The 24,551-nt window shown below is 40.0% G+C and carries 22 protein-coding genes; 12 read left to right on the top strand and 10 right to left on the bottom strand.

Going from position 1 to position 24,551, the window contains the following annotated elements; translation table 11 throughout:
• Positions 1–320 precede the first annotated feature (320 nt).
• Complete coding sequence (locus tag F7734_RS39625; RefSeq protein ID WP_155749909.1) at positions 321–2,186, top strand: bifunctional serine/threonine-protein kinase/formylglycine-generating enzyme family protein; 1,866 nt, start codon at positions 321–323, stop codon at positions 2,184–2,186.
• 797 nt (positions 2,187–2,983) lie between these two features.
• On the opposite strand, the gene F7734_RS39620 is transcribed toward F7734_RS39625, so the two are convergent.
• Entirely contained in the window at positions 2,984–4,180 is a 1,197-nt protein-coding gene (locus F7734_RS39620; protein WP_155749908.1) for an RNA-guided endonuclease TnpB family protein, read from the bottom strand.
• Between the two features lie 169 nt (positions 4,181–4,349).
• Between F7734_RS39620 and F7734_RS39615 the strand changes: the two genes are divergently transcribed.
• Entirely contained in the window at positions 4,350–5,735 is a 1,386-nt protein-coding gene (locus tag F7734_RS39615) for an SDR family oxidoreductase (protein ID WP_243147335.1), read from the top strand.
• Between the two features lie 16 nt (positions 5,736–5,751).
• Entirely contained in the window at positions 5,752–5,943 is a 192-nt protein-coding gene (locus F7734_RS39610) for a hypothetical protein (protein ID WP_155749906.1), read from the top strand.
• Here F7734_RS39610 and F7734_RS39605 read toward each other — a convergent pair.
• On the bottom strand, positions 5,940–6,653 hold the full coding sequence (locus F7734_RS39605; protein WP_155749905.1) for a tetratricopeptide repeat protein: 714 nt from the start codon (positions 6,651–6,653) through the stop codon (positions 5,940–5,942). The two genes, F7734_RS39610 and F7734_RS39605, sit on opposite strands and share 4 nt — an antisense overlap.
• 455 nt (positions 6,654–7,108) lie before the next feature.
• Between F7734_RS39605 and F7734_RS39600 the strand changes: the two genes are divergently transcribed.
• The gene (locus tag F7734_RS39600) at positions 7,109–7,603 is read left to right on the top strand and encodes a hypothetical protein (protein WP_155749904.1); all 495 of its coding nucleotides are present in this window, start codon (positions 7,109–7,111) and stop codon (positions 7,601–7,603) included.
• Between the two features lie 183 nt (positions 7,604–7,786).
• Here the strand turns inward: F7734_RS39600 and F7734_RS39595 are convergent, their stop codons facing one another.
• Positions 7,787–11,053 (bottom strand): S41 family peptidase, encoded by a 3,267-nt coding sequence (locus F7734_RS39595; RefSeq protein ID WP_155749903.1) that lies wholly within the window; start codon positions 11,051–11,053, stop codon positions 7,787–7,789.
• 103 nt (positions 11,054–11,156) lie between these two features.
• Here F7734_RS39595 and F7734_RS39590 point away from each other — a divergent pair, with 103 nt between their 5' ends.
• A complete protein-coding gene (locus tag F7734_RS39590) occupies positions 11,157–11,642 on the top strand; it encodes a PIN domain-containing protein (protein WP_155749902.1) in 486 nt (161 codons plus the stop codon).
• Positions 11,626–11,850: a hypothetical protein gene (locus F7734_RS39585; RefSeq protein ID WP_155749911.1), complete on the top strand. Its 225-nt coding sequence runs from the start codon at positions 11,626–11,628 to the stop codon at positions 11,848–11,850. Before F7734_RS39590 ends, F7734_RS39585 begins: the two co-directional genes overlap by 17 nt.
• 79 nt (positions 11,851–11,929) lie before the next feature.
• Here F7734_RS39585 and F7734_RS39580 read toward each other — a convergent pair whose 3' ends face one another.
• The 6 genes from F7734_RS39580 to F7734_RS39555 all read right to left on the bottom strand — a co-directional run bounded on the left by F7734_RS39580 (position 11,930) and on the right by F7734_RS39555 (position 16,894).
• Complete coding sequence (locus F7734_RS39580; RefSeq protein ID WP_155749901.1) at positions 11,930–12,637, bottom strand: actin-binding WH2 domain-containing protein; 708 nt, start codon at positions 12,635–12,637, stop codon at positions 11,930–11,932.
• Between the two features lie 137 nt (positions 12,638–12,774).
• Positions 12,775–13,464: an actin-binding WH2 domain-containing protein gene (locus F7734_RS39575; protein ID WP_155749900.1), complete on the bottom strand. Its 690-nt coding sequence runs from the start codon at positions 13,462–13,464 to the stop codon at positions 12,775–12,777.
• 248 nt (positions 13,465–13,712) lie between these two features.
• Entirely contained in the window at positions 13,713–15,248 is a 1,536-nt protein-coding gene (locus F7734_RS39570; protein ID WP_155749899.1) for an FAD-binding oxidoreductase, read from the bottom strand.
• A 117-nt stretch (positions 15,249–15,365) separates the two neighbouring features.
• Positions 15,366–15,833, bottom strand: a complete 468-nt coding sequence (locus F7734_RS39565) for a hypothetical protein (protein ID WP_207714325.1) — start codon at positions 15,831–15,833, stop codon at positions 15,366–15,368.
• 363 nt (positions 15,834–16,196) lie between these two features.
• Positions 16,197–16,523 (bottom strand): helix-turn-helix transcriptional regulator, encoded by a 327-nt coding sequence (locus F7734_RS39560; RefSeq protein ID WP_155749898.1) that lies wholly within the window; start codon positions 16,521–16,523, stop codon positions 16,197–16,199.
• Positions 16,520–16,894: a type II toxin-antitoxin system RelE/ParE family toxin gene (locus F7734_RS39555; RefSeq protein WP_166482434.1), complete on the bottom strand. Its 375-nt coding sequence runs from the start codon at positions 16,892–16,894 to the stop codon at positions 16,520–16,522. Before F7734_RS39555 ends, F7734_RS39560 begins: the two co-directional genes overlap by 4 nt.
• A gap of 374 nt (positions 16,895–17,268) precedes the next feature.
• On the opposite strand from F7734_RS39555, the gene F7734_RS39550 reads away from it, so the two are divergent.
• The 6 genes from F7734_RS39550 to F7734_RS39525 all read left to right on the top strand — a co-directional run bounded on the left by F7734_RS39550 (position 17,269) and on the right by F7734_RS39525 (position 23,738).
• Positions 17,269–18,564 carry a glycosyltransferase gene (locus F7734_RS39550; RefSeq protein WP_155749896.1) on the top strand — a complete coding sequence of 432 codons (1,296 nt, stop codon included), beginning with the start codon at positions 17,269–17,271 and terminating at the stop codon, positions 18,562–18,564.
• Positions 18,565–18,682: 118 nt separating this feature from the next.
• On the top strand, positions 18,683–19,750 hold the full coding sequence (locus F7734_RS39545; RefSeq protein WP_155749895.1) for a glycosyltransferase: 1,068 nt from the start codon (positions 18,683–18,685) through the stop codon (positions 19,748–19,750).
• 88 nt (positions 19,751–19,838) lie between these two features.
• A complete protein-coding gene (locus F7734_RS39540) occupies positions 19,839–20,711 on the top strand; it encodes an ABC transporter permease (protein ID WP_155749894.1) in 873 nt (290 codons plus the stop codon).
• 2 nt (positions 20,712–20,713) lie between these two features.
• Positions 20,714–21,991, top strand: a complete 1,278-nt coding sequence (locus F7734_RS39535) for an ABC transporter ATP-binding protein (protein WP_155749893.1) — start codon at positions 20,714–20,716, stop codon at positions 21,989–21,991.
• Between the two features lie 88 nt (positions 21,992–22,079).
• Positions 22,080–23,144, top strand: a complete 1,065-nt coding sequence (locus F7734_RS39530; protein WP_155749892.1) for a glycosyltransferase — start codon at positions 22,080–22,082, stop codon at positions 23,142–23,144.
• 432 nt (positions 23,145–23,576) lie between these two features.
• Positions 23,577–23,738 carry a hypothetical protein gene (locus F7734_RS39525; RefSeq protein WP_155749891.1) on the top strand — a complete coding sequence of 54 codons (162 nt, stop codon included), beginning with the start codon at positions 23,577–23,579 and terminating at the stop codon, positions 23,736–23,738.
• A 204-nt stretch (positions 23,739–23,942) separates the two neighbouring features.
• Here F7734_RS39525 and F7734_RS39520 read toward each other — a convergent pair whose 3' ends face one another.
• Positions 23,943–24,383, bottom strand: a complete 441-nt coding sequence (locus F7734_RS39520; RefSeq protein WP_155749890.1) for an Hsp20/alpha crystallin family protein — start codon at positions 24,381–24,383, stop codon at positions 23,943–23,945.
• Positions 24,384–24,551 lie beyond the last annotated feature (168 nt).

The following is a 24,551-nucleotide window of genomic DNA, read 5'->3' as shown; positions in this document are numbered from 1 at the left end:
CCCCCTCTGTCCCCCCTTACCAAGGGGGGATGAAAGGGGGGTGTACCTCATGAGATTGAGAAAGGCTATATAACAATGTAAATATATAAAACCCATACCAATGACAAATGACAAATGACAAATGATTCATTTAATTGATAAATTCCTGATTTATTAATTTTTAACTGTATATAAACAAAGACAGAGAATTTTCTTTATCTGTATCTACCAAAGTGGAAAGTGAGAACAGATAGAAAATTTCTGTATGCAGAGTTACACATCTGTCTCCAACCTCGCTCAGTAAGAGCCAATTCCGGACAATATGCGATACATGGCTCACTATGCAAATTTGCCAAAATCCCCATTGCTCAAATCCCTTCAATCCTGATGGTAATAGATTTTGCAACAGTTGCGGACAAAACAACTTTGGCAACTTCCTCAGGAACCGCTACCGTGTATTAAGACTGCTAGGCGAAGGCGGGTTTAGCAGAACCTATGCTACTGAAGATGCGGATAGACTTGATGCACCCTGCGTTATCAAGCAGTTCTTCCCACAGGTACAGGGGACTTCGGAACGTACTAAAGCTGCAGAATTGTTCAAGGAAGAAGCAAAACGACTGTACGAACTGGGAGAAAATCACATCCAAATTCCTAGATTGCTTGCTTATTTTGAACAAGGTTCTAGTTTGTATCTCGTGCAAGAATTTATTCAAGGGAAAACTCTCTTACAAGAACTTCAGCAACAACCTTTTGGTGAAGAACAAATTCGAGAACTGTTAGTGGATATACTACCAGTTCTCGAATTTATCCACGAACGGAATGTTATCCATAGGGATATCAAACCAGAGAATATCATCCGCCGTCAATCAGATGGCAGACTGGTATTAATTGACTTTGGCGGTGCAAAACAAGTTACCCAAACTAGTCTATCCAGACAAGCAACCGTGCTTTATACAATCGGTTATGCACCCAGCGAACAAATGGCTGGATTTGCTTGTCACGCCAGCGATTTGTACTCTTTAGGTGTTACTTGCGTGCGGCTTCTTACTCGGTGCCTACCTATACAAGATGATTGCGGACAGATAGATGATACTCTTTACGATCCCTTAAATGGAGTGTGGTTGTGGCGCGAGCATTTACAAAATACAGATATTACTATTAGCGATGAATTAGGGCAAATTTTAGATAAATTACTGAGTCATTTGGCAAGAGATAGATATCAATCTGCTACAGAAGTTCTGCAAGATGTGAAATCGATAAAAGCATCTGCGATACCATCAATTTTAGTAACGCCACAACTAGTACAATCATCGCCTCAAGAGACGCAATTAACAATGGTTACCTCCGATTTAAAAGATTTTTCTGAATTTTCCGAACTACAGACTTTTCAATTTGATGTAGTCACAGTTGATAAGGAAGGAAATAAGATTGAGAGCGATCGCAGAACCTCAAAGTTTTATACAGAAGATTTAGGTCAAGAAATTATCATGCATATGGTAGCAATTCCTGGTGGTAATTTTATGATGGGTTCTCCAGACAGTGAAGGAGATGCTGACGAACGCCCGCAACACGAAGTTAATATCAAACCTTTTTTTATGGGAAAATTTCCCGTCACTCAAGCACATTGGAAAGCTGTAGCCGCTTTGCCAAAAGTCAAACAATCTTTAAATCCCAACCCATCCAAATTCAAAGGCGCAAATCGACCGGTTGAAAACGTTTCTTGGCACGAAGCTATTGAATTCTGTGCCAGACTTACCGAAAAAACAGGACGGTTTTATCGTTTACCCAGTGAAGCGGAGTGGGAATATGCTTGTCGTGCTGGAACAATCACCCCCTATCACTTTGGTGAAACACTCACGGCTGAAGTGGCAAATTGTAGCGCTAGTGATTCTAACACTTTCAAACTCACAACCAAATCGCGCAAAGAAACAACAGTCGTAGGTAATTTCCAAGTAGCCAACGCCTTTGGATTGTACGATATGCACGGGCTTGTTTGGGAATGGTGTGCTGACGCTTGGCACAAAAATTATGAAGGCGCACCAACAGATGGAACAGCTTGGGAAGTTGGTGGAGATGAGAATCGCCGAGTCTTGCGGGGTGGTTCTTGGAGTTTTAGCCCCGAAGTGTGTCGCAGCGCCAGCCGCAGTTGGAATGAACCAGATGGTGGACTGAGGATTTGCGGTTTTCGAGTTGTGGCAACTTGGTAACACTCCCCCCACTCGTTTGACACTTCCCCCACTCGTTCCCAGGCTCAGCCTGGGAATGCAGACACTGAGGCTCCGCCTCACGTATCAGTAGGGAGATAGGAGATCGACAACGTGTGAAACCTCCGAAATAGCGTTGAGGTTGCGTAAGTCTTATATAATTAATTTTACACAAGTAAGTAGCATTTTTTTATTTATTTTCAATTTTTTATCTGTTTGCGTAAACAAGCGATTTTATAATAACTTAGATAGGAATTTACTCGTGATTCCTAGTAAAAAGGATGTATAAGCGCAACAAAAATACTACTCTAGACACCGCAAAGCGATCGCACCAACAAAAAATAGTCTTCTGGCAAAGGATAAGGTTACTCGGTAAACGGCTTTTTGCACTTTATTCTGTTTGTTGCAGCGCTCCAAACCTTTTTCCACAAACTTTACAAAGGTGAAAATAAGAAAAATCTACTACGAATAGAACGCCTCAGCTTAGGTGCGACTCTGACAGTATACGTGCTAATGAATATCTTCTTTATTACTAATGCTCTTCTAACTGGCTGAGCAAATAAGCTGGTAGGTTTGAATGCATACAACCATTTCTCTATGCTACAATGTAGCACAGAGGGTTAGTTGCAATTGGAACAACGCTTCAAATTTACTTGAAGAAGTTGTGTGCATCTCCTACGGAGACGCTACGCAAACAATTCCCGCACCCTCCACCACTCAACGGGGGTTGTAGCTTAATGGAACAGGAGTTTTCCAAACTCAAGGCTGGAGGTTCAAGTCTTCCCAATCTCCACCTCAATTCAATAATGTAAGCAACCCCGACTATCGCGGTGCGGGGCTTTAGCCCAGTTCAAAGTATTTGTCGGAAACAGACTAAGCTGTCCTTCCAACAAACAACTCATCCCCGGACTTTCGGGCTGACTTACGGACAACCCCAAAACTGCAATATTAGCCGCAGCATTCAAATCAGCATCGCACTCAAAACCACAATGTCCACACTTGAACGACTTGCCAGAACGATACGACTTACCCTTGACCGGATGAATGTGGTGACACCGCGAACAAGTCTGAGACGTGTAAGCGGGTGGCACGAGAACCACGGAGACACCAGCAATGGTTGCTTTGTATTGGGTAAATATCCGCAACTGGTAAAATGCCCAATTGTTTGTTCTGCGTCGCTCCGCTTTGGATCGCGGTTTTTCGTTGAGCGATTCTCGAATGTTGGTCAAATCCTCAAAAGCAATAGCAGTATTACTTTGCTTTGCTTCTTTGACAATTTCTTTAGAAATGTTGTGATTCAGCCACCTTTGAAACCTTTGTTCTCTGCCAGAGAGCCGTCTCAGAAGCCGTCTAGAACTTCGAGTGCGTTTGCGTTGAACATTGGCTCTGACCCTGCTGTAGCGGTCACGAGTAGCTTGAATCTTCTCGCCACTCCAGGATTTCCCCGTGGAAGTGGTGGCGATGTCGCGTCGTCCCAAATCAACGCCAATCACCTTGGGCGTTTTGCCTGGTGGTTGAGTTGGGATGTCAACAGCGATGTTGATGTAGTAATCACCGCGTTTGGTTTTATTGAGGGTGGCAGCAGTCGGAGATTGCCCTTTGAGCAAACCCAGTTGATAATTACCGATGCTCAACTTAAACTTTCTGCGCCCACTTATCAAAGTCACGCCAACAGTTTGAGACTCTTCAATATATTGAAAAGTCCGCAAATCCAGATTGATAGACGTTGGTCTAAAAGCGTGAATCTGTTTGACAGCCTTGGCGTTCCCAATCACGCGACGTATAGCTTGACAAACGTGGTTTGCTTTCAAACCAGTAGACTCGCGAACTGCCTTGTAAACCAAGTGATGCAACTTGGTTGTGTTCCAGCATTTTTCGCGTTTTGCCACGAACAATATCTGGTTGCAAGCATCAGCAAACCCCTCCAAAGTTGTATCAATCTCTTGTCGCAACTCTACAGGAACTTCAATCTTGCATTTTACAGATATTGTTTGCATTTGAATCTCTTAAAAACTCATCCAATTATAGCAGATAAAGCCGTGCTAAAAGCACGGGGTTTCAACCCATTTTTCTGATGAATTGGAAAAAAGAATGAGACAAATTGTTGGATGAAATTAAGTCCAAGCAAGGCTTTCTCAATCCCAAATCTAAAATCTAAAATCCAAAATGGTACAAATGAACATTCCGCCAGAAGAAGTGGAAATTTGTCTCAAGGTTTTGCAGCAAGTATCAGAAGAGCCAGCCCTCATAGGTTCTCACCTTCGCTTTAAAAGTTTGATTGCCAAAATCTACAAAAATGCCAAGAAAGAATCGCGCCGTGCTATCCAGCAACAGAAAAAAGAGGAAGCTCAAAAGCTAAAAGCCATGACAGCAATAGTGCAAAGCCAACTCCAAGAACAATCAGTTGCAGCTTTGCCAAATTCTGTGGCTACACAAAACAAGCTTGTTAAGCCCAGTCATTGCTACATTTGCAAGCAACCTTACACTGAAATCCATTTCTTTTATCATATGTTGTGTCCGACTTGTGCTGAACTCAACTACCGCAAGCGCAGCCAACGGACAGATTTAACAAATCGCGTAGCGTTAGTCACGGGCGGGCGTATCAAAATCGGCTATCAAATAGCATTACGAATGCTACGTGATGGTGCTAGAGTCATTGTCACAACACGATTTCCCCGTGACTGCGCTCGCCGCTTTAGTCTTGAGCCGGATTTTTCTCAATGGCGATCGCATCTCCAAATTCACGGGTTAGATTTACGGCATATCGGGAATGTGGAAGCATTTGTAGGTTATCTTCTTGATACGGAACCTGCACTTGATATCATCATCAACAATGCGGCGCAAACGATAAAGCGTCCATTGGCATTTTATCAGCACCTGTTGTCACAAGAAAATAATCCTCAAAACATTATACCCTCTGAAGTCAAGGGTTTAATAACTTCTAACCATAACTCAATTTTATTAGAAACCCAACCGCAATATCCAGGTCACTTACTCACAAGCAACCTGTATTTTCCAGCCAATACATTTGATGCTGATGGACAGCAACTAGATACACGCCCAGTCAATAGTTGGCTGCTCAAGCTGGATGAAGTGAGTACCATAGAAATGCTAGAAGTCAATTTAGTTAATGTTGTTGCACCTTTCATTTTCAATAGCAAACTCAAGCCACTGTTAATAAAATCACCTTTTCACAGACGCTTTATTATTAATGTTTCAGCCATGGAGGGGCAATTTAATCGCCTTCACAAAACAAAATATCATCCGCATACAAATATGGCAAAAGCTGCCTTAAACATGATGACTCGCACATCAGCGCAGGATTATGTTCGTGATGGAATTTTTATGAATAGTGTGGATACGGGCTGGATTACTGATGAGAATCCTTATACAAAGAAAATCTATCTACAAGAAACTATAGGTTTTTATACTCCCTTAGATATCATTGATGGGATGGCAAGGATTTACGATCCCATTGTACAAGGAATAGAAAATCCTGAAGAACCTTTGTACGGTCATTTTCTGAAAAACTATGCCCCATACTCTTGGTAATTCTAGAGAGGTTTTTGTGAACGAACAGCTGTTGCTAATTGCAGGATTAGAGCAAAATAGGACACTTCGCCAACTACTTCTTGATGGGCGACAGGATACGCGGATAACAGCCCTACTTCAGCGCAATCTGAATTTTGGTTTATCTAACACTCTGGATGTCATCCGCGATGTTGCCTTAATTCGTAGCGTTTATCGTAGTAAATCTTAATCGCGAATGGTCATTTTTCCGCTATAGATTTTTTGCATAACATCCATGTTTTTATAACCCAATTCTTGAGCTTTTTGTGTCATTTTATCTCTTAAATCTTTCATACCATTGTAGTGGTAGGCGAGCGCTAGATTGGCTGCAATGACAGGCTCATTTTTCTCTATTTCGTCAGCTTTTTTTGCATATTCTAAAGCTTGTTTATCCTTATTTTGCTTGAGAGCAATAACTGACATACTAGTATATGCCTGAGCATAATTAGGATTAATAGCTAGTGACTTTTGATAGTAAGATATTGCTGCATCATAGTTTTTTCGTTTTCTTTGCAAAATACCCATGCCAGTTAAGGCTTCAAATCGTTTGGGATTGATTTTTAAGGCTTTCGTGTAAGCAGATTCAGCATTTTTATCATCCTTTAATTTTTCGTAAGAATTACCAAGGATAGTCCAAGCTAAGTCATCATTTGGTTTGGCTTCCAAATAGACTTTGAGTTTGGCGACGGTTGTTTGAAAATCACCTTGTTGATAATATTTACTAATAGTTCGCAAGCTATCAGGATTTGCTTTATTTGCAGGAGTACTGGCAATTTGAAGAGGTGAATTTACCTTTTGAGAATTAGCATCTTCTAAGGCTAATACTTTAGAGCCAGTCAGTAGATTAGTTTGACAACTAAATAATACTAGTAAAGTGGCGGGCAAAAATTGATTTTTCATTATGGAACTCCAATACTGTCTAGTTAACTTCTTTTAAATTATGAAAGATGAGACATATATTAACTAATACATTCTGCTAGTGTCATCCTAGTATTTTTACGGATGTTCGTGTTGTTCCACCTCGTTCCACCTCGTTCCCAGCCTGAGGCTGGGAATGCCTTACAAGAGGCTCCGCCTCCTGATTTACTCCCTTCCCGCCCAAAGATTACCTATCTAAATGAACCACACTCGACGCAAAGAGCAAGGGAGTAAGAGGACAAGAAGTTCGGTAGTCTTATAGCACCGAAGGAAGTAGTCCACACGCGAGGCGACAGCCCACCAGTCTGCATTCCCAACCAGCAGCCCAGGAACAAGAGATCGCCCTGATAAATTTTCATAAAAATTCGTTATTTCTGCTGAGGTAATGACTATTCTGAAGCGGCAAATCTAAAGTAGTCTCTTGCAGTTAAACCAAAATGTTGTTTAAAAAATACTTAATCAAGTACGCTCTACTTAGTAGTGTTTTAGGAGTAATCCTTTGGTGGGGTCTAAGTACATCGGAATTCGCATCTATATCTAAAGCTTGTGCTTGTGCAAGTCAATCTACAAGCATTCCACGCGAACTGAGTATAATTGATTTTTTGATTCAAGAGCATGCAAATCGCCATAAAGGATTATTTCCTACTTATGATGAATTGAAAAAAATGTTAGCAATAGAGTTAGGAATAGATATTTCTCAGAAGTTAACAGCGCAAGTAGACTTAAAATCTCGTAATTTTAAATTTATTCCTACCAAACAGGATGATGGCAAGATAGGTTATGCGGTTTCTAACGATAGGCGCTATTATGCCTTGGTAGGAATTGGGAAAGTGTATAAGTTAAAGAAAATATATTTTTGGGGTTTGGAAATTAAGAAAGACTATGTGGGTGATGAGTTCACTGTATTTCATCCAAACAAAAAATCTTTGTAGGAATTCAATACAGCAAGGGTTGAGAAATGGTGAAAGCCAACAAATGTCTGTAAATGTTGGGTTTCGTTCCTCAACCCAACCTACGTGTTTTCTTATTTTTCGGCTTAACCGACTCTGTAAATGTTGGGTTTCGTTCCTCAACCCAACCTACGTGTTTTCTTATTTTTCGGCTTAGGAATTCACTCAATCTGGTAATCTTAACTGAGGACGATCGCTAAAATCTGGCAATTTGACAGGGTTTTGTACCAACTGTTCTAAAATAAGTTCCAAGGCGCGATCCAATTGGGTGTCTTTACCCTGTACCCAATCTTGAGGGGTCATTTCCACTTCAATATCTGGCTCTGTGCCATAATTCTCTACTTTCCAACCAACATCTGTAAACCAAGAGGAATTTTCTGGTTGCGTCAAAATACTACCATCGACTAAAGAATGGCGGGAGCGGATACCAATGACACCACCCCAAGTTCGCTTACCAACTAAACTCCCCAACTTCATTAATTTAAAGCAGTGACTGAAAATATCTCCATCTGAAGCAGAGTATTCGTTTGCGATCGCTAAAATTGATCCTGCAACAGAATCATATGGATAGGGTTGCGGTTGATGCCAACGAGGAACTCTGTAGCCAATCCGCTTGCGTGATAACTTCTCTAACAAGAGTTGCGATACATGCCCCCCAGAGTTATATCGCACATCAACAATCAGTCCTTCATACTGTGCTTCCACAGAATAATAGCGGTGAAATTCAGCATAACCCCTCGGTCCCATATCTGGTATGTGGACATAACCCACCCGATGACTTGTTTTTTTATGAACTAGTTGACGGTTGTGCTCCACCCACTCCCGATAGCGAGCTTTGCTCTCGTCTTTGAGAGCTTTTACAGTCATAGTGCGATACTCTTCAGGAGAAGAAGAACCCGCAAACGTTAGAGAAACTTCACATTCGGCTTGGTGAACTAACATTTCTTGCAAAGGGCGATCGCGACTCACTCTTTGTCCGTTCACTGCTAACAGTAAATCGCCTACTTGAACATGAGTACCAAGACGATTCAAGGGAGAATCTGCTTTTTCATCCCAAGAATCACCACGAACAATGTGTTCTACCCGATAAGCGTCTGCATTAGTATCAAAGGAAAAATCTGCACCCAAAAACCCCAATCGGTAGGAGGGGGACTTCCGGTAATCGCCACCCATTTCATAGGCGTGGGATGTCCCCAGTTCTCCTTGCATTTCCCAGATTAAGTCTGAAAATTCAGAACGAGTAGAAACTTTGTCTAACAGAGGGCGATAGCGTTGCCAAACCCTTTCCCAATCTACACCCGACATATTTTCCACCCAAAAATGCTCTTTTTGCAACCGCCAAGCTTCTCGCATCATTTGTTGAAATTCTTGAGTGGGAACAACAGAAATTCGCACTCGTTTTAGATCGAGCCATCCCGTTTTTCGCCCTGGTTCATCTTCGAGCTTGTGATTGGTTTGAGGGGTAGCCGTACAGACACGCAATCGATTTTTAGAACGATAGATGACTGTTTCGTTATCTCTAGCTACTTTGAAACTACTTATTTCTTTAGCTACTGTATCTTGTTTTTGTTTGTCAAAATCGTACACAAGCAACGATGCTTTTTCATCTTTTTCATGAAACCAGTCATCATCATTATCCAAAGTTCCTTGAATTGGGAAAGAACTAAACAAGACTTTTCCTTTTAACCCCCAAATTTTTTGGTAGTTCCCTTCCGGAACTGGAAAAGCAACAATTCTATGGGTAATACCATCAAAATCTATTTCAATTTTTGGAGTTTTTTTCTCAGATGCAAGAGCGCTTTTTGCTTCTCCATTTTCTTCGCGATCGCCATTTTCACCAGATGATTTCTCCGTTGAATTTTGGGACTGCTTTGTCAGTGGTTTGGGAACGGCTACAAACGGTGATGGTGTATCTTTTTTGAGAGAAATGAGGAATGGACGTACTGCGCGAGGAAAACCTAAGTCAAAGTAGAGGCGATCGTAAACCGGATTAAATTCTCGGTAGGAAAGAAAATAAAGGAACTTACCCTCTGGATCGAAAGAAGGGCTAAAATCCCAGAAACAGGGTTCTGTCAAGTGATGAGTACTACCATCCTCAACAGAATATAGCTTAATTACCGATACTTTTGAATTTTCTGAAAAGCTGTAGGCAATCCATTTACCATCTGGAGACCAACAAAGTCCGCCAATCCGATTGTGGTTGCTACAGTCAATTATACAACTTTCTTGAGTCTTTAAATTTACCAAAATTAATTCAAACCGATGATTAGATAGAACCACCAAATCCTCCACTGGTGAAACATCCATTGCAACGGCTTTACCTAAATCCAGTCCATCCAAACGTTCTGGTTGTGCATTCAAATTTAGGCTGTGAATTTCAAGTGCTTCTATTCCTCCATTGTCAGAGATAGTCACAAATCGCTTTTTATCATTCAACCAACGAGTTAAACGATAACGCACGCCATCTGGAAGCCCAATTTGAGTCACTGCACCTTCCCAGTTCCCAAACCAAAAACTTTTACCCCGACAGGTGATTAGGGTAGAATGTCCCTCTGGATGTAAGTTAAATTCTTCCAAATAGTTTGCAGCATCCACAAATTTGCGATGTCTCTGAACTTGAGGGCTGTGGAAGTCAACCTCAATTTGAAAATTTTCCTCTAAGGTTGGATCGAAGCAAAAAAGTTCCGCACCTGCATGATAGACAATTCGTTTGCCATCTGTAGTTGCATTACGGACATAATATTCGCGACTGTAGGTATGTCGTTTTAAGTCTTCCCCACTAGGAGTACAGGAATAGAGGTTTCCAATCCCCTCATAGTCAGAAATAAAGTAAATACGCTTCCCTACCCACATGGGAACACTGATATTTCCCGGTAAATCGATAAGCTTTTGGAACGTTCCTGTTCCTGATGGATCGATCCAAAGGACTCCAGTTGTTCCACCTCGATAGCGTTTCCAGTGAGCAATGTCACTCGTATTTCTACCTAAGATCGCACCACCATTCGCTCCATAGGAAATGTGGTGAGCCAATCCTACAGGAAGGCGTTCTGGCATTCCGCCCTCTGGGTTAATACGGTAGAGATTGTGTATTCGCCGAAAAGGTTGTGCTGCATTACTGGAAAAAAGAATAGACTTACCATCCAAACTCCAACCTATAACTGCTGTACTTGCTCCCAAAAAAGTCAGTCGTTTGGCAACACCACCATCAGCAGGCATCATGTATACTTCTGAATGACCTTCTTCTCGTCCGATAAAAGCCAGTAAATTTCCATTGGGAGAAAAAAAAGGGTGAGAGACTGCTCCCAGATTTGAGGTTAATCGTACAGCATACCCGCCCCTAAGTGGAACACTCCAAAGGTCATCTTCACACACGAAAACAACATTGGTACCGTGAATTGTTGGAAACCTGTAGTAACCGGATTGTCTATTCATGATTGTTGATACGCTGCTATGCATCTAATTTAGCGTGAAGAGTGTTAATAGTTAATAGTTAGTTACTACTACCTACTCTAGAACTTTCAAATAATTGAACATTATGAGTAAACAATATAAAATTTATCTTGATGCTTGTTGCTTCAATCGTCCATTTGACGACCAAACCCAATCTCGTATTTATTTGGAAGCACAGGCAGTTATGACAATTCTCAGCCAATGTCAAACAGCGGCTTGGAAATTAATTAACAGCAGTGCTTTAATCGCCGAATTAAACCAAATATCTGATTTAGAAAGACTACAAAATTTCAAAAAATTACTCTTGATTGCTAAAATAAAAGTTATTAATAGCACATTCATTAAAGAAAGAGCAGCCCAAATCCAAAAATTAGGGTTCTCCAGCTATGATGCAATCCATATTGCCAGCGCTGAAAGAAGTCAGGCAGATGTATTTCTTACAACAGACGACAGACTTTTCAAAAAAGCCCAAAAAAACTCTCAATTGATTAATGTAAACATTAATAACCCCGTTCAATGCCTTGGAGAAGTCATACAAGCTGAGGAAAGCAATGATGAAAACCCAAAATGAAATTATCAAACAGGGCTATGATGCCCTAATCAATTCTCTGGGAGTTGCCGATACTATTCGGTTTATTCAATATTTCAGTTCAGGTAAAGGAGATTATACCAAAGAACGTCATCAATGGCTAGATAAAAAAACTTTGGCAGATGTTTTGGTGGAGATGAAACAATTACAGGAAGACGATACCAATCAGTATGACGAAATTATTGAGTAGCGATTAGTACTTGAGATGTGAGTTCCTCGACTTCTTGAAGAAGTCGGGGAAGTAAGTACCGTCTGGGAACGAGGTGGACTCAACGTGCGCCAAAAATTTCTGAAAGCGCTGAGACAATATCAAGATAAAAGTTACCTTGTACAGCCCGGAACAACTCAAATTGAGAATCGGGCGCACCAAAAAATGGTCTGAGAAACCATCCCAACTGCATTCCCACAAACGCGTAAAGAAACAACCACGATCGCAATATAGTTGTGCGCGTTTTTTTGCCCACCTCATCTTGTTGAGAAAGTAATTGCATCCCCTCGTAAAGGAATTTAACTCCAAAAGAACCCGTAATCCCAAAAATGACAACATTTAACAGTTTAAAAAACTGATAGGAGTCAGGAGCTGTAATTAAAAAGAACAGCGTCACGGGTGCAAAACTGAACAAGAGGACACTAATTACCGATACAGCAGTTAGCAGCACGACAAAATGCTGTACAAAGCTGCTACGGGAACCAAATAAAACATTAAAAAAGAATAAAGTTGGAAAACAAATGATGAGAGTCAGTAAATAAAATGCTGGTAACTTGATGCTTCCAGAAATTGCCTGTAGCCAACTGTGGGATGAACCGATAATCGCCCCGTAAATAGCAAAAAATATGGAACTTGAAACCAGCAGAGAACTGATTTTGCTTTGCAGCCTGATTTCTTGTCGGATTTCTTCTAGAAAAGCTTGGCGATCGCGCAGTAAGCTAAGAAGGACAGAAAAGTGTTGTACGCCTTGAAATTGTTTTTGAATCATATTATTGGTTAGTGGTTGGTGGTTAGTGGTTGGTGGTTGGTGGTTAGTGGTTAATAGTTAGTGGTTAATGGTTAACAAATTTTAGTTAATTATTAATAGCGAATAACAACTAACAACTATCCACTAACCACTAACAACTAACGAAACCCCAACAAATAACCAATGGATTGTAGGACGCTTAAATAAAAGTTTCCTTCTCTTTCTCTAAATAATTGAAAAGTAGAATCAGGTGTACCAAAGAAAGGTCTGAGAGTCCATCCTAACTGGCTTCCAACAAAAGCATAAAGAAATAACCAAGAACGTATAATTTTTTTACGGGTAGTGCTCCCCTCCCCATCTTGTTCTAAAACTACGCTGGTTGCTTGATATAAAGAAGAAATACCAATAAATCCTGTTAAAGCAAAGATAATGACATTTAACAAAATGAGAAATTGGTAATTATTTGTTGTAATTAAAAAAAACAGTGTGATAGGAGCAAAACTAAATAACAGCACGCTCGTTACAGAAACGGCTGTTAGTACTAAGGCAAAATGCTGACCAAAAGTGCGTTTTGACCCAAAAATGATGTTAGAAAAGAAAAGTGTAGGCAAACAAATCAGTAGTGTGATTAGATAGAGGGCTGGTAGTTTAATAGCTGAGGACAAAGCCTGCATCCAACTATGGTAAGCACCAATGATTCCACCATAGATGGCAAGGAATAGAGAACTACATACAAGTAAGGATATGATTTTAGTTGGCAATCTCACCCCTTGGCTAATATCCTCTAAAAATGCTTGTCGTTCTCGCAGCAAGCCAATCAGTACTGCAAAATATTTAATTCCTCGCATATTGTTAGTTGTTGGTTGTTAGTTGTTGGTTGTTAGTTGTTGGTTGTTAGTTGTTAGTTGTTAGTTGTTAGTTTGTTGGTTGTTAGTTGTTGGTTGTTGGTTGTTGTTGTTGGTTGTTGGTTGTTAGTTGTTGGTTGTTGTTGTTAGTTGTTGCGATAACCACTAACCACTAACACTACCACTAACCACTAACACTAACACTAAACTAACCACTAACCACTAACCACTAACCACTAACCACTAACCATTTAAAAATCATTGCCAGAACCATACTTCCAACCCTCAGCAAAACGATGCCAATAGTATTTGGAAACATCAGGCAAAGTTTTCATCCACGGTTGTAACATTTCACTGAGCAAAAACAAAGCAGCATAAACCCCTAAATTTCCGTAATGCACCATCCAATTGAGTAAAGTTCCCAATCCCACTTGTGGAATCACCTTGGCGACTAATCCAGGGTGTGTCAAACCAGTTTTGATGAGGGTTTGTGTTAGTGCTGGAAACTGAACTACGTCTTGCAAAAATGGTTTAAGGACTGGTTCGCCTAATTGTTCCATTTGTTGAAAGACTGCAGACAGGAGTTGGTTAATTTGATTGGGGTCAATTTTTTGATTCACTCCTACACTCATGGCTCTTTGGAAAAGCCACGTTACAGCTAAACTGGGTTGGTATGGTTGTAGCAGTGAGAGTGCATTGGCAGATAATCGATCGGTTTGTAGTGCTTCATGAATGCCAATTGTCAGACGATGTAGGTGACGTACCATTGCACCAAATCCCCCAAAACTTAAGGGAGACTGGTTACCACTGCTATCTCCGACTGGTAATATGCGGTTCCAAGGTGTCTTTAAAGGGCTTTGTCGGTAGGAGGGGAAAAAGCCAAATAGTGCTCGTTGAAATGTCAGCTGGTTTAACTTCACACCTTGATATTCTGGCATTAAGCGCAGATAGTCCTCAAAAAGTGCTTCCAAATTCATGGTTTGTGGATGTGCATCCATGTAAGTAAATAGGTAGGTGGTTCTACCATCTTTTGCTGGGAAAGCTTCCCAAAAGTACTGGTATCGATCGCGCAAGGGTGTGAAAGATAACAACAAATCCCCCGTGTGATTTTCCGGAAAACCTCGAGCGCAACTTCCTACCACCAAACACAGTGCATCTGGTTTTTGTCCTGCTCGTGCTTGTTGCACAATGGGAGAAAGATGTCCCATTGCGTCAATGAGCAACCTGGTTGTGAACTGGTTGTTGACTCTGACTCCGTCGGGATGAATGACGGCTTCTGTAAATGGTGTGTTCTCAAATAATTTTCCACCAGAGGTAAGAAATTTCTGTTTTAAGGTTTCTAATAGGTAAACTGGATCTACGCCAATATTTAGGACATCTTGCACCCAAACTTCTGTACCGTTATGGAAGCTGACTCTCGCAGGATTGTATTCTGTTGCGATCGCTTTTTCTAATTCTTCTGTTGTCAGTAAATTTAATTCTAAAAAAACTTGTAATTCTTTGCGGGAAATGTTCCATTCTTGCTCTCTACCCCGCAATATTCTCCGTTCTAGGAGCGCCACTCGCACTCCTTTTAAAGCTAAGGCGGAGCCAATTAAAATGCCCAAGGTTCCACCGCAAATGATAATGTCCCAATCTACGGTACCTAAAGGCTGGGTTGTTTCCTTGACAAATGTTAGTCTTTGTGTATTACCTTCTCTTATGGATGCTAAGATGCGATCGCTTTGACGTAGCCCTTCTAGAACATTACCAGGTAGTTGCGAGAGAATTTCTTCTGTTAGCGACATACAAGCCAATTCCATCACCGTAAATTCCTTCTATTAGGAATCCTAAATCATTTATGTAATAAAGAAACCCAGTATTTGGGAGATACTGGGATTTGGTGAGGGAATGGATTTGTCGAATTACAAATCTGGTGTCTGCCTCCCTTCAGCTTCCAAATGCTCAAAATTAGGATAATCAAAAATAGGAGACAGAACAGGAATATTACCTATAACAGCTAAATCATCTTTAATTTTTCCCGTCAAAGCCGCCATTAAAATATTATGTTTGCGAATATTTGAAACAAGTTTTTCTATATTTCGTTTCTCCCAGTAACCGCCTTCATCGCTCACATCGCAAGTAATTCCTAATTCACAAGCCACATCGAGCATTTTCACAATCAGTAAATGACACTTGAGAAAATTCTCCAAACCACCATATTCGGGATTGCTAGCATATTGAGTTTTACAAAAACCCGTCCACATCCAGTCATTAACATCTTTGATTTCCGAGTGGGTAGCCAAACCAAAAATAGGAGTTTCAGAACCTTCTCCTGGAAGCGAATCAAAACCAATAATATAGGTAGAATTTTCCCGAGAAAAGCCATTCATAGCAATTTCTACTGGTTTTCATGCCCGAATTTTAATAAAACAATGGGGAACGTTGAAATCATCTTTATCAAAATAACAATCATCTCCTGAAATTTCCACCAACTCATCAACAAACTTAAAAGGAAGTCGTAAAGCCTAGTTACGTAAAGCAACAATTTTTTCTCTTGCCTCAGTAACGCTAGCATTTTTTAAACTAAAGTCATAATTAATTGTCATTCTCATTGTCTAATTAAATCTCTGTGAGTGAATATATTAAACATTATACAAACGACATACCGTGGATACAAAATGCCTAATTAAAGAGTCACGATAGCATCTTGTTTTCTTGATGATAGCTAATTCACATCTTGTCTATTTCGTCAATCATGAAAATAAACAGTTATTAGAGATAGGTATTAGATCGATAGCCACACGTTTATCAAAAACTGCTGCAATGTGATTTAGCATGGCGATCGCATCCCCTTCGTAGTCAGCATCTTCAAGTTGGCAAATAACTGATGTATCTACGCCAACAAGTTGAGCCAGTTCATCTTGAGAAAGTCCTTTCTCCTCTCTAAGGAGATTGATTTTTCGAGCGACTTCATCATTAATTCTTGCTTGTTGGAGTGCCGCAATACGATCTGGTTTTCCTTGGTAATAACGCTGATGTATAATTGTGAGGGCATTACTGGTTATTTTGTGTTCTCTCATTGCTCTTGTTCCTTATATGTGTGGACTTCTGGATTTTCTTCAAAGCTTTTCTTTCTTTGAATTGCTCTGTCAATCTCCTTTGGTGGAACTTCCCGTTCCTTGATTATTCCATGTGAAAGAACTACTGATGTGTTTTCGTAGAAGAAATAAAGAATTCGGTATTGGATACCTTGTAGACTCACTCGAAGCTCATAAATCTTGTCTCTTAGAAAGTCGGCTTCTGGTCTTCGTAGTTCGTGTCCTAGGTCAGCAAGTCGCTCAATTCTCACACGGCACTTATCTTGAGCTTTTTGTGGCAGATTATCTAACCATTCTAGCACTGGGACACTTCCATCCTCCTCTTTGTAAAAGATTACTAATGTTGTTGGCACATCCTTATCCTTATATGTTCGCATTTTTGCAAATATACTGCAAAGTGTTTCTTATTACAATTTTCAATTCAAAATCTAAAATCTAAAATCCACGCATGGTATGAGCAAAATTTAATGCTCAGTGACGCAGATGCTTGATTTCACTGTGCGGGCAGTGTATTCAGTAGTTCTACAAACCACACTGTCATTACATAAATTTGATAATGTCTGAAAATTCATCGTATCTTTAAAAAGATAAAGATACGGTAAAGAAAAATCAAAAAATAGCTTTTCTATAAAAAAAAGTAATTATGGTAGTTAAGGATTATTTGCCATAAAACCACAAAAGTCGGTATTAAAGCAAATCGAAATAAGTGTTAATTTGTGATTTTTCTATGAAAATAGCATTCATTGTAGGTGAGTTTCCTGTCTTATCAGAAACTTTTATCCTGAATCAAATTACAGGGTTAATCTCGCGAGGGCATGAGGTACATATTTACGGTTCTCGTCCGGATGATATGTCTAAAATGCATCCAGATGTAGAACGATATCAGCTTCTGAAAAGGACTTACTATGTACCTTCAATTGCAACAAATTACTTAGTGCGGGTGCTGAAAGGGCTGGGATTAATAGTCAGTAATTTACACAAAAGCCCCTTGGTTGTGTTGCGATCGCTCAACTTTTTTAAATATGGTAAATACGCAATTTCTCTGCGGCTGTTATACTCGGTGATACCACTCCTTCCACCCAAGCAGTACGATATTATTCACGGACAATTTGGAATGCATGGTATCGAAGGTCAGGTATTTCGAGATATTGGTGCTATAAAAGGCAGGCTAATCACTTCATTCCGAGGTTACGATATTAGCTACTACGTTCAAGAGTGTGGTGAAGATGTTTATAATGAACTTTTTGTCAAAGGAGATTTTTTTCTTGCTAACTGTGAATTTTTCAGACAAAAAGCCATAAATTTGGGTTGCGAGCGCGACAAAATTGTGGTTCTTCGTTCTGGAATAGACTGTAGTCGATTTCAATTTAAAGTGCGTAGTCCTAACCTAAATGACAAAATTCGGATTGTTACTGTTGGACGTCTTGTTGAGAAGAAAGGTATAGAGTATGGTATTCGCGCTCTTGCCAAAGTGGCAAATGTTCATCCAAATGTTGAATACAATATCATAGGTGATGGCTACTTAAAAGAAGAGTTACATTTGTTGATAGAAGAATTGAGAATAACAGATAAAGTCAAACTGCTGGGCTGGAAAAATCAGCAAGAAATTATTGACATTCTAGATAATTCTCATTTATTTATAGCTCCAAGTGTAACTGCTCAAGATGGCAATCAAGACGCTCCAGTTAACACTTTAAAAGAGGCAATGGCAATGGGTTTACCAGTCATAGGTACTTTACATGGTGGTATTCCCGAACTCGTGCAAGATGGTGTTTCTGGGTTTCTCGTTCCAGAGAGAGATGCAGATGCCATAGCTGAAAAGTTAATTTATTTAATCGAGCATCCCCATATTTGGGAACAAATGGGTCGAATGGGTCGTACTTGCGTAGAGGAAAACTACGATATTAATAAGTTGAACGATAAGCTCGTCAATATTTACCAACTACTAGCAACGTCCCCTCCTCAATCAAATCAAGCGGAATTGCCAGTGGTCAGAGCAAATCGCAAATACATTAATCCGTAGTTACACGCTTCAGTTACACTAGTAGTTACACTATAAGTAGTATGACGATTAAGGGGTGCTTTCAGTTTCATTGTTAAATTATACACGCAGTTAGTTGACATTACCAGAGGTCTTGGATATGAACTCATCAGAAGTAACAAACCCGCAAGTGACGATTGTTGTCGTTCCACGGGAACGCTTCAGTTACACCCGTGAGTCTCTTGAAAGCATCTACGCGTGTACGGAATATCCTTTTCAGTTGATTTACGTGGATGGTGGTTCACCGTCTCATATAAAAAAGTACCTAGCAGAGCAAGCCATCCAAAAGCAATTTCAAGCGATCCGCACCGAACATTATCTTTCTCCAAACCACGCTAGAAATATTGGTTTGCGTCAAGTTAACAGCAAGTATGTTGTTTTTATTGATAACGACGTTGTAGTGACCCCTGGTTGGCTGAAGGCTTTAGTGTCCTGTGCGGAAGAAACGGAAGCGACTGTAGTCAGCCCTCTGATTTGTCAGGGGACTCCTTTGCATGAAGAAGTTCATTGTGCGGGTGGAGAATCTGGAGTTGTGCTAGAAACCAGAGGCAAAGCAACAAGACGGCGGATAATTGAAAAAATATACAAGCAAGGTCGTCAAGTTTCAGAAGTTCGTCCTCAATTGCAGCGCCAAAAAACTGGGCTAGCAGAATTCCACTGCATGATGGTACGCACGGAGATATTTCAGAAAATTGGTCTTTTGGATGAAGCTCTGTTGAACACCAAAGAACACGTCGATTTGTGCATACAGGTGGCTGAAGTTGGTGGTACAGTTTACCTAGAACCTGACTCTCTTGTTACTTACGTACCGGGACCTCCACTTGATTGGACAGACTTACACTACTATATGTTGCGTTGGAGTGATGAGTGGGAACTCACAAGCTTAAAACGCCTGCGCGACAAGTGGAACCTGACGGAAGATGAATACTTTAAAAATAAGTACAAGCGGTTGGGATGGCGTCGCGATATGACAATTATCAGTTCCATCGCCCGTAAAGCACCTTTTGGTAGATTTGGGTCACGGGTGGTTGGGAAAATACTGTATGAAATGGATAAGGTTTTGAACAGGTATATTACTAGCCGCTATGCTCAGAGATATTTGCAAGGTAAACAAAACCCTGTCTCATCAAAAATTGTGCATCCGAGCGTAGCCTCAACACAAGGATGATATCCTGAAGAGTTCGCTCTCAAAGAAAGTGTGTGGTGAAAGATACTCACCACAAGCATACATAGAATATGCAGTAAGGTGAAGAACTTTGAAAAAGAAAGAGAGCCGAAAATCGCAACTACCTGAAGTTATTTATACGCCAGAAAGTCAACTGCGGCGTCCAATTGACCTTTTTAAACAAATGTGGCGGGATTTGCTGGCTTCTCGCGAGCTTGCATGGCGATTGATGGTAAGAGATATTACGGCTCAATACCGTCAATCATTTTTAGGTGTAGCTTGGGCATTTTTACCGCCAATTGTCATGGCTGTTAGCTTTACTCTTGCAAATGATGCTAATGTCATTAATGTTGGGAAAACTGACATACCGTACCCAGCATATGTCATATTTAGTACGGCCCTATGGCAAACATTTGTAGAAGCATTAAATGGTCCGGTACAAGCCGTGACAGTCGCAAAACCAATGCTAGCCAGAGTGAATTTTCCCCGAGAATCTCTCGTTTTAGCAAAAGTAGGCGAAGTGTTTTTTAACTTTGCTATCAAGTTAATTTTAATAGTGGGATTGTACGTCTGGTTTGGTATTTCTATCACTTGGACAGCCATATTAGTACCAGTTGCTTTGATTCATTTGGTTGTTCTGGGGACGTTCATTGGTGTTTTGTTGGCTCCATTGGGAATTTTGTATCAAGACGTTTCTAAAGGGTTAACTCTCATTACAGGGTTTTGGCTGTTTTTGACTCCTGTGGTTTATCCAGTTCCCAATGAAGGAACATTTGGGTTATTAGTCAAGCTAAATCCTGTCACTCCTCTACTAGTGACAGCACGAGAATTAGCAACAACAGGAGTTATCTCCAACCCTTTAGGATTTTGGGTTGTTAGTGTACTTTCCTTTGTCGGATTGTTACTCACTTGGGTGAGTTTTCGACTGGCAATGCCTTTTGTTGTTGAGCGAGTGAGTTCTTAGCAATGACTAATTTAATAGAAAAACAAATGACGGCTCATCCTGAAGAGACTGAAGTTGTTATTTCAGCTAAAAATGTTTCTAAAAAGTTTTGTAGGGACTTAAAAAGCTCTTTGTTATATGGGCTTCAAGATATTGCGATCGAGTTAACAGGAGGAAATAGAAAAAGCGATACTTTAAGAACAAAAGAATTTTGGGCGCTGAATGATGTTAGCTTTGATCTAAAGCGCGGAGAAGCATTAGGCTTGGTTGGCTCCAATGGAGCTGGAAAAAGTACGCTGCTACGCATTATTAGTGGTTTGATTAAGCCAGATACTGGTACCGTAAAAGTCAGGGGTAGAGTCGCGCCTCTAATTGCTCTTGGTGCGGGGTTTAATCCTATCCTAACGGGACGAGAAAATATCTATGCAAATATGTCTGTACTGGGTTTAGCTACTGAAGAAATCGAAGAGAAATTTCAGGAAGTTGTTGATTTTGCCGGAATTGCAGATGCGATTGATGCACCTGTACAGACTTATAGTTCTGGAATGGCAGCACGATTGGGATTTGCGTGTGCAGTTCACATCGAACCAGACGTTTTGCTTATTGATGAAGTGCTAGCTGTAGGAGACATTTCTTTTAGAATGAAATGTTATCAAAGATTAGCAAAACTCAGAGAACAGGGTACAGCTTTTATCTTAGTTTCTCATAATCCTCATGTTGTCTTAAATGTTTGTGAATCTTCGATTTATTTAAAAAAAGGCAATTTGATAACTTATGGTGAGACAGAGTCTGTGATTCGCAACTATGAAGAAGACCTTTGTTTGGGAGGTACAGAAGCACCTTCAGGAGTGATGTATTTACCCGAAAAACAAAAGAGTGAAAGTCTTGGTGTTGATGTTATTTCCTTATGTTTTAAGGATGATCATGGAAACATAGTTGATACTCTTCTATCTGGCGAATCGGCCTACTTCTGTGTCGAATGTACAGCACACATTCAAGTAGAGAATATCAATATAGGTATATTAATTACTGCTTTATCCGGACAGAACGAACGAGTTTTGTATATTACTTCATCAAGTGATAACGAATTCCTTGAAATACTTCCAGGTAAAGCTGAAATACAGATGCAAATGCCTTATTGTTGCCTGTTACCTGGATTATACAGCGCCAAAATCTATGTGAAAGAAGGCATACGCTCTTTCGATATAGTGGAGTCTTTTAGATTTGTAGTAAGAGCGAATAAAGTCATTAGTCAATCTTTGTTTTATCAACCAAGGTATTGGAAAGTTTTTAATAAATAAGCTTGGGGTTGAAAAAAAGAAAAAAACAAGTATTGGCTTCTGTTTTGATGTATTCCCTCTGTTCTTTTGAAAATTAGGAAATGAATATATGCCACCTCTCGTTTCAGTCATTATTCCGTGCTTTAATACAGAAAGATGGATAGCAGAAGCAATTGATAGCTGCTTGCAACAAACCTACCCAAACATCGAGATTATTGTTGTTGATGATGGCTCAACTGATAATTCTTTAGAAATTATCAAAAGCTATGGGAAAAAAGTGATTTGGCAGAGTGTAGACCATAGAGGAGGTAATTACGCTAGAAACAAAGGTTTAACATTATCAAAAGGCAAGTACATTCAGTACTTAGATGCAGATGATTACATCTTGCCTAATAAAATAGAAAGGCAAGTATCCTTCCTAGAAGAAACAGGAGCTGATGTTGTTTACGGTGATTGGAGATTTAGGCATCATTTACCTGATGGCACCAGTTTTTTAGGTGATATAGAACGTCCTGGAACACAAGCAGATATCATTGAATCTTTGCTTGCTGATTGGTGGACTGCGGTTGCTTCTTTACTTTATAGAAGAACTGCTGTTGAGAGAAGTGGTGGTTGGGATGAAAATTTAAAAGCTGCACAGGATAGAGATTTTTTCTTATCAGTCGTTCTTCAAGGTGCTAAAGTTGTCTATCAACCAGGTTGTCATGCTGTTTACAGACGATATGGAAATGTCACAGTATCTACTCGTTCTAAACCTCTGTGGATAGAAAGTCATCGTTCAGTATTGATTAAAGCAGAACAAAAACTAAAGCAACTCAACCTACTTTCTATCAAGTATCGTTATGCGTTAGCTAAATGTTACTTTGACTTGTCCAGGGAAGCACTGCAGATTGATGATTATTCAAAATACTTGCAGTTGTTAAAAGAGGCTTTAATTGTCTTTCCTGAGTTCAAGCGAGATAATGGCAGGCAATCTTACCATCTCATTCAATCTATTTGTGGCTTCCGCTTGGCTGAGAGTATTGTTTGTCGTCTTTTGTTAACCAAAAAGGCAATTGATTCAATTATACTGCAGATACAAGCAATATACGACCATTGGTTAGCTTCTCAGTCTAGCAATTCGGGCAAGCTAGTGCAGGCTCCTGAAAATAACTATCCAGTTGGAAAAGCATGAATTGCCGATCCGTGTTAACTTCTTTTATTTAGACTTCACATAGCTTCTAGAACAGCAAATCTTGTCATTAAGACTCGTTTACCGCTACAGATAGACGAACGAGCGTCAAAATCACCCAGTTGGGCTAGTCTAAAGGATGTAGTCTAACCGTTGAAAACTAGTTTACTTTGTTGATAACTCGGATATCAACAAGCCAGTCTTCAACGGAGGAACTATGGATGAAGTTACGACTATTACTAGAATCTATACCAATTCAGTTGCACGTTTGGCGAGATTTGTTAATGGTTTGCAGATAGTCAGCTAATACCATTCCCGCATATCCTTGAGAGAAATCAGATCCCTCCAACCTCTCTAATTAAGGGGAATCGGATGTGGCAATCATTTAGTAAAATGGTGTAACTACTAACAACTAACCACTAACAACTAACCCTCATGAATCGTGGAAAGATAATTGCAATTATTACAGGTGCGATTTCTATCATATTAGCAATTGCCTACCTCATCCTCGTCCAACTGCTAGACTTTCGCGGTGAAATGAAACCTGCCCCTGTCAGCCAATTGCCACAACAGGTTATAGTGCTAGAGCATTGGTAAAGAAATGCCACGCAATCCAGTTTCTTTGGGGAGACGCTACGCTTTTCTCCCTCAAGAAGTTGGATTGTAGGTGAGGGCAATTCATTAAAAAAGCCCAGTCGTAAGATAATGACTGGGCTTAACCCTTAGGCTAACCTACTGTGCATTTCAGTTAAATAGCCTAAAGGTAAGACTTAATGATTGAAGACACAAATTAGCAGTTATTTAATTGAGGTTAACCTTAACAACTTTGTTCTTTTCTTGTTCTGCTTTAGGCAGAGTCAAGTTTAATATTCCGTCCTTGTATTCCGCAGTGACATGAGTATTTTGAACGCGCGTAGGTAAAGGAATGACGCGTTGAATTTTACCATAATGAAATTCACTGCGAGTTACACCTTTTTCTTCAGTCTTAGTTTCCGATCTGCGTTTTCCACTGATAGAAACAGTCTTCTCTGTAACTTGCACATCCAAATCTTTAGCTTCCATACCTGGAAGTTCTACTTTGAGATAAATAGCATCTCCTGCTTCATGCAATTCAACTGCGGGAACTTTTGTAAACTCTCTATCTAACAACGCTGATGGTACAAGAACATCATCAAAAAACTGATTGATTTGACGTTGTAAAGCGTTCATTTCTTGCCAAGGATTCCAACGAGCTAGTGTCATATTTGTGCCTCTCTTTGTAAGATTTTATTTAATGAATTCAGCATTTAACTTGCTTTGATTATTATGTTATTTAAAAATAGAAAGTATGGAGGTTCGGTTTTAGGTACTCAATCACTAATAAATACCGAACCAAAATAATTAGTTAGGTTCCCGATTTCCTCAACAAAT

The organism is Scytonema sp. UIC 10036 (genome assembly GCF_009725235.1).
Note: the sequence above shows the minus strand (reverse complement) of the source record. Positions and strands in the feature narration are given on the sequence as shown.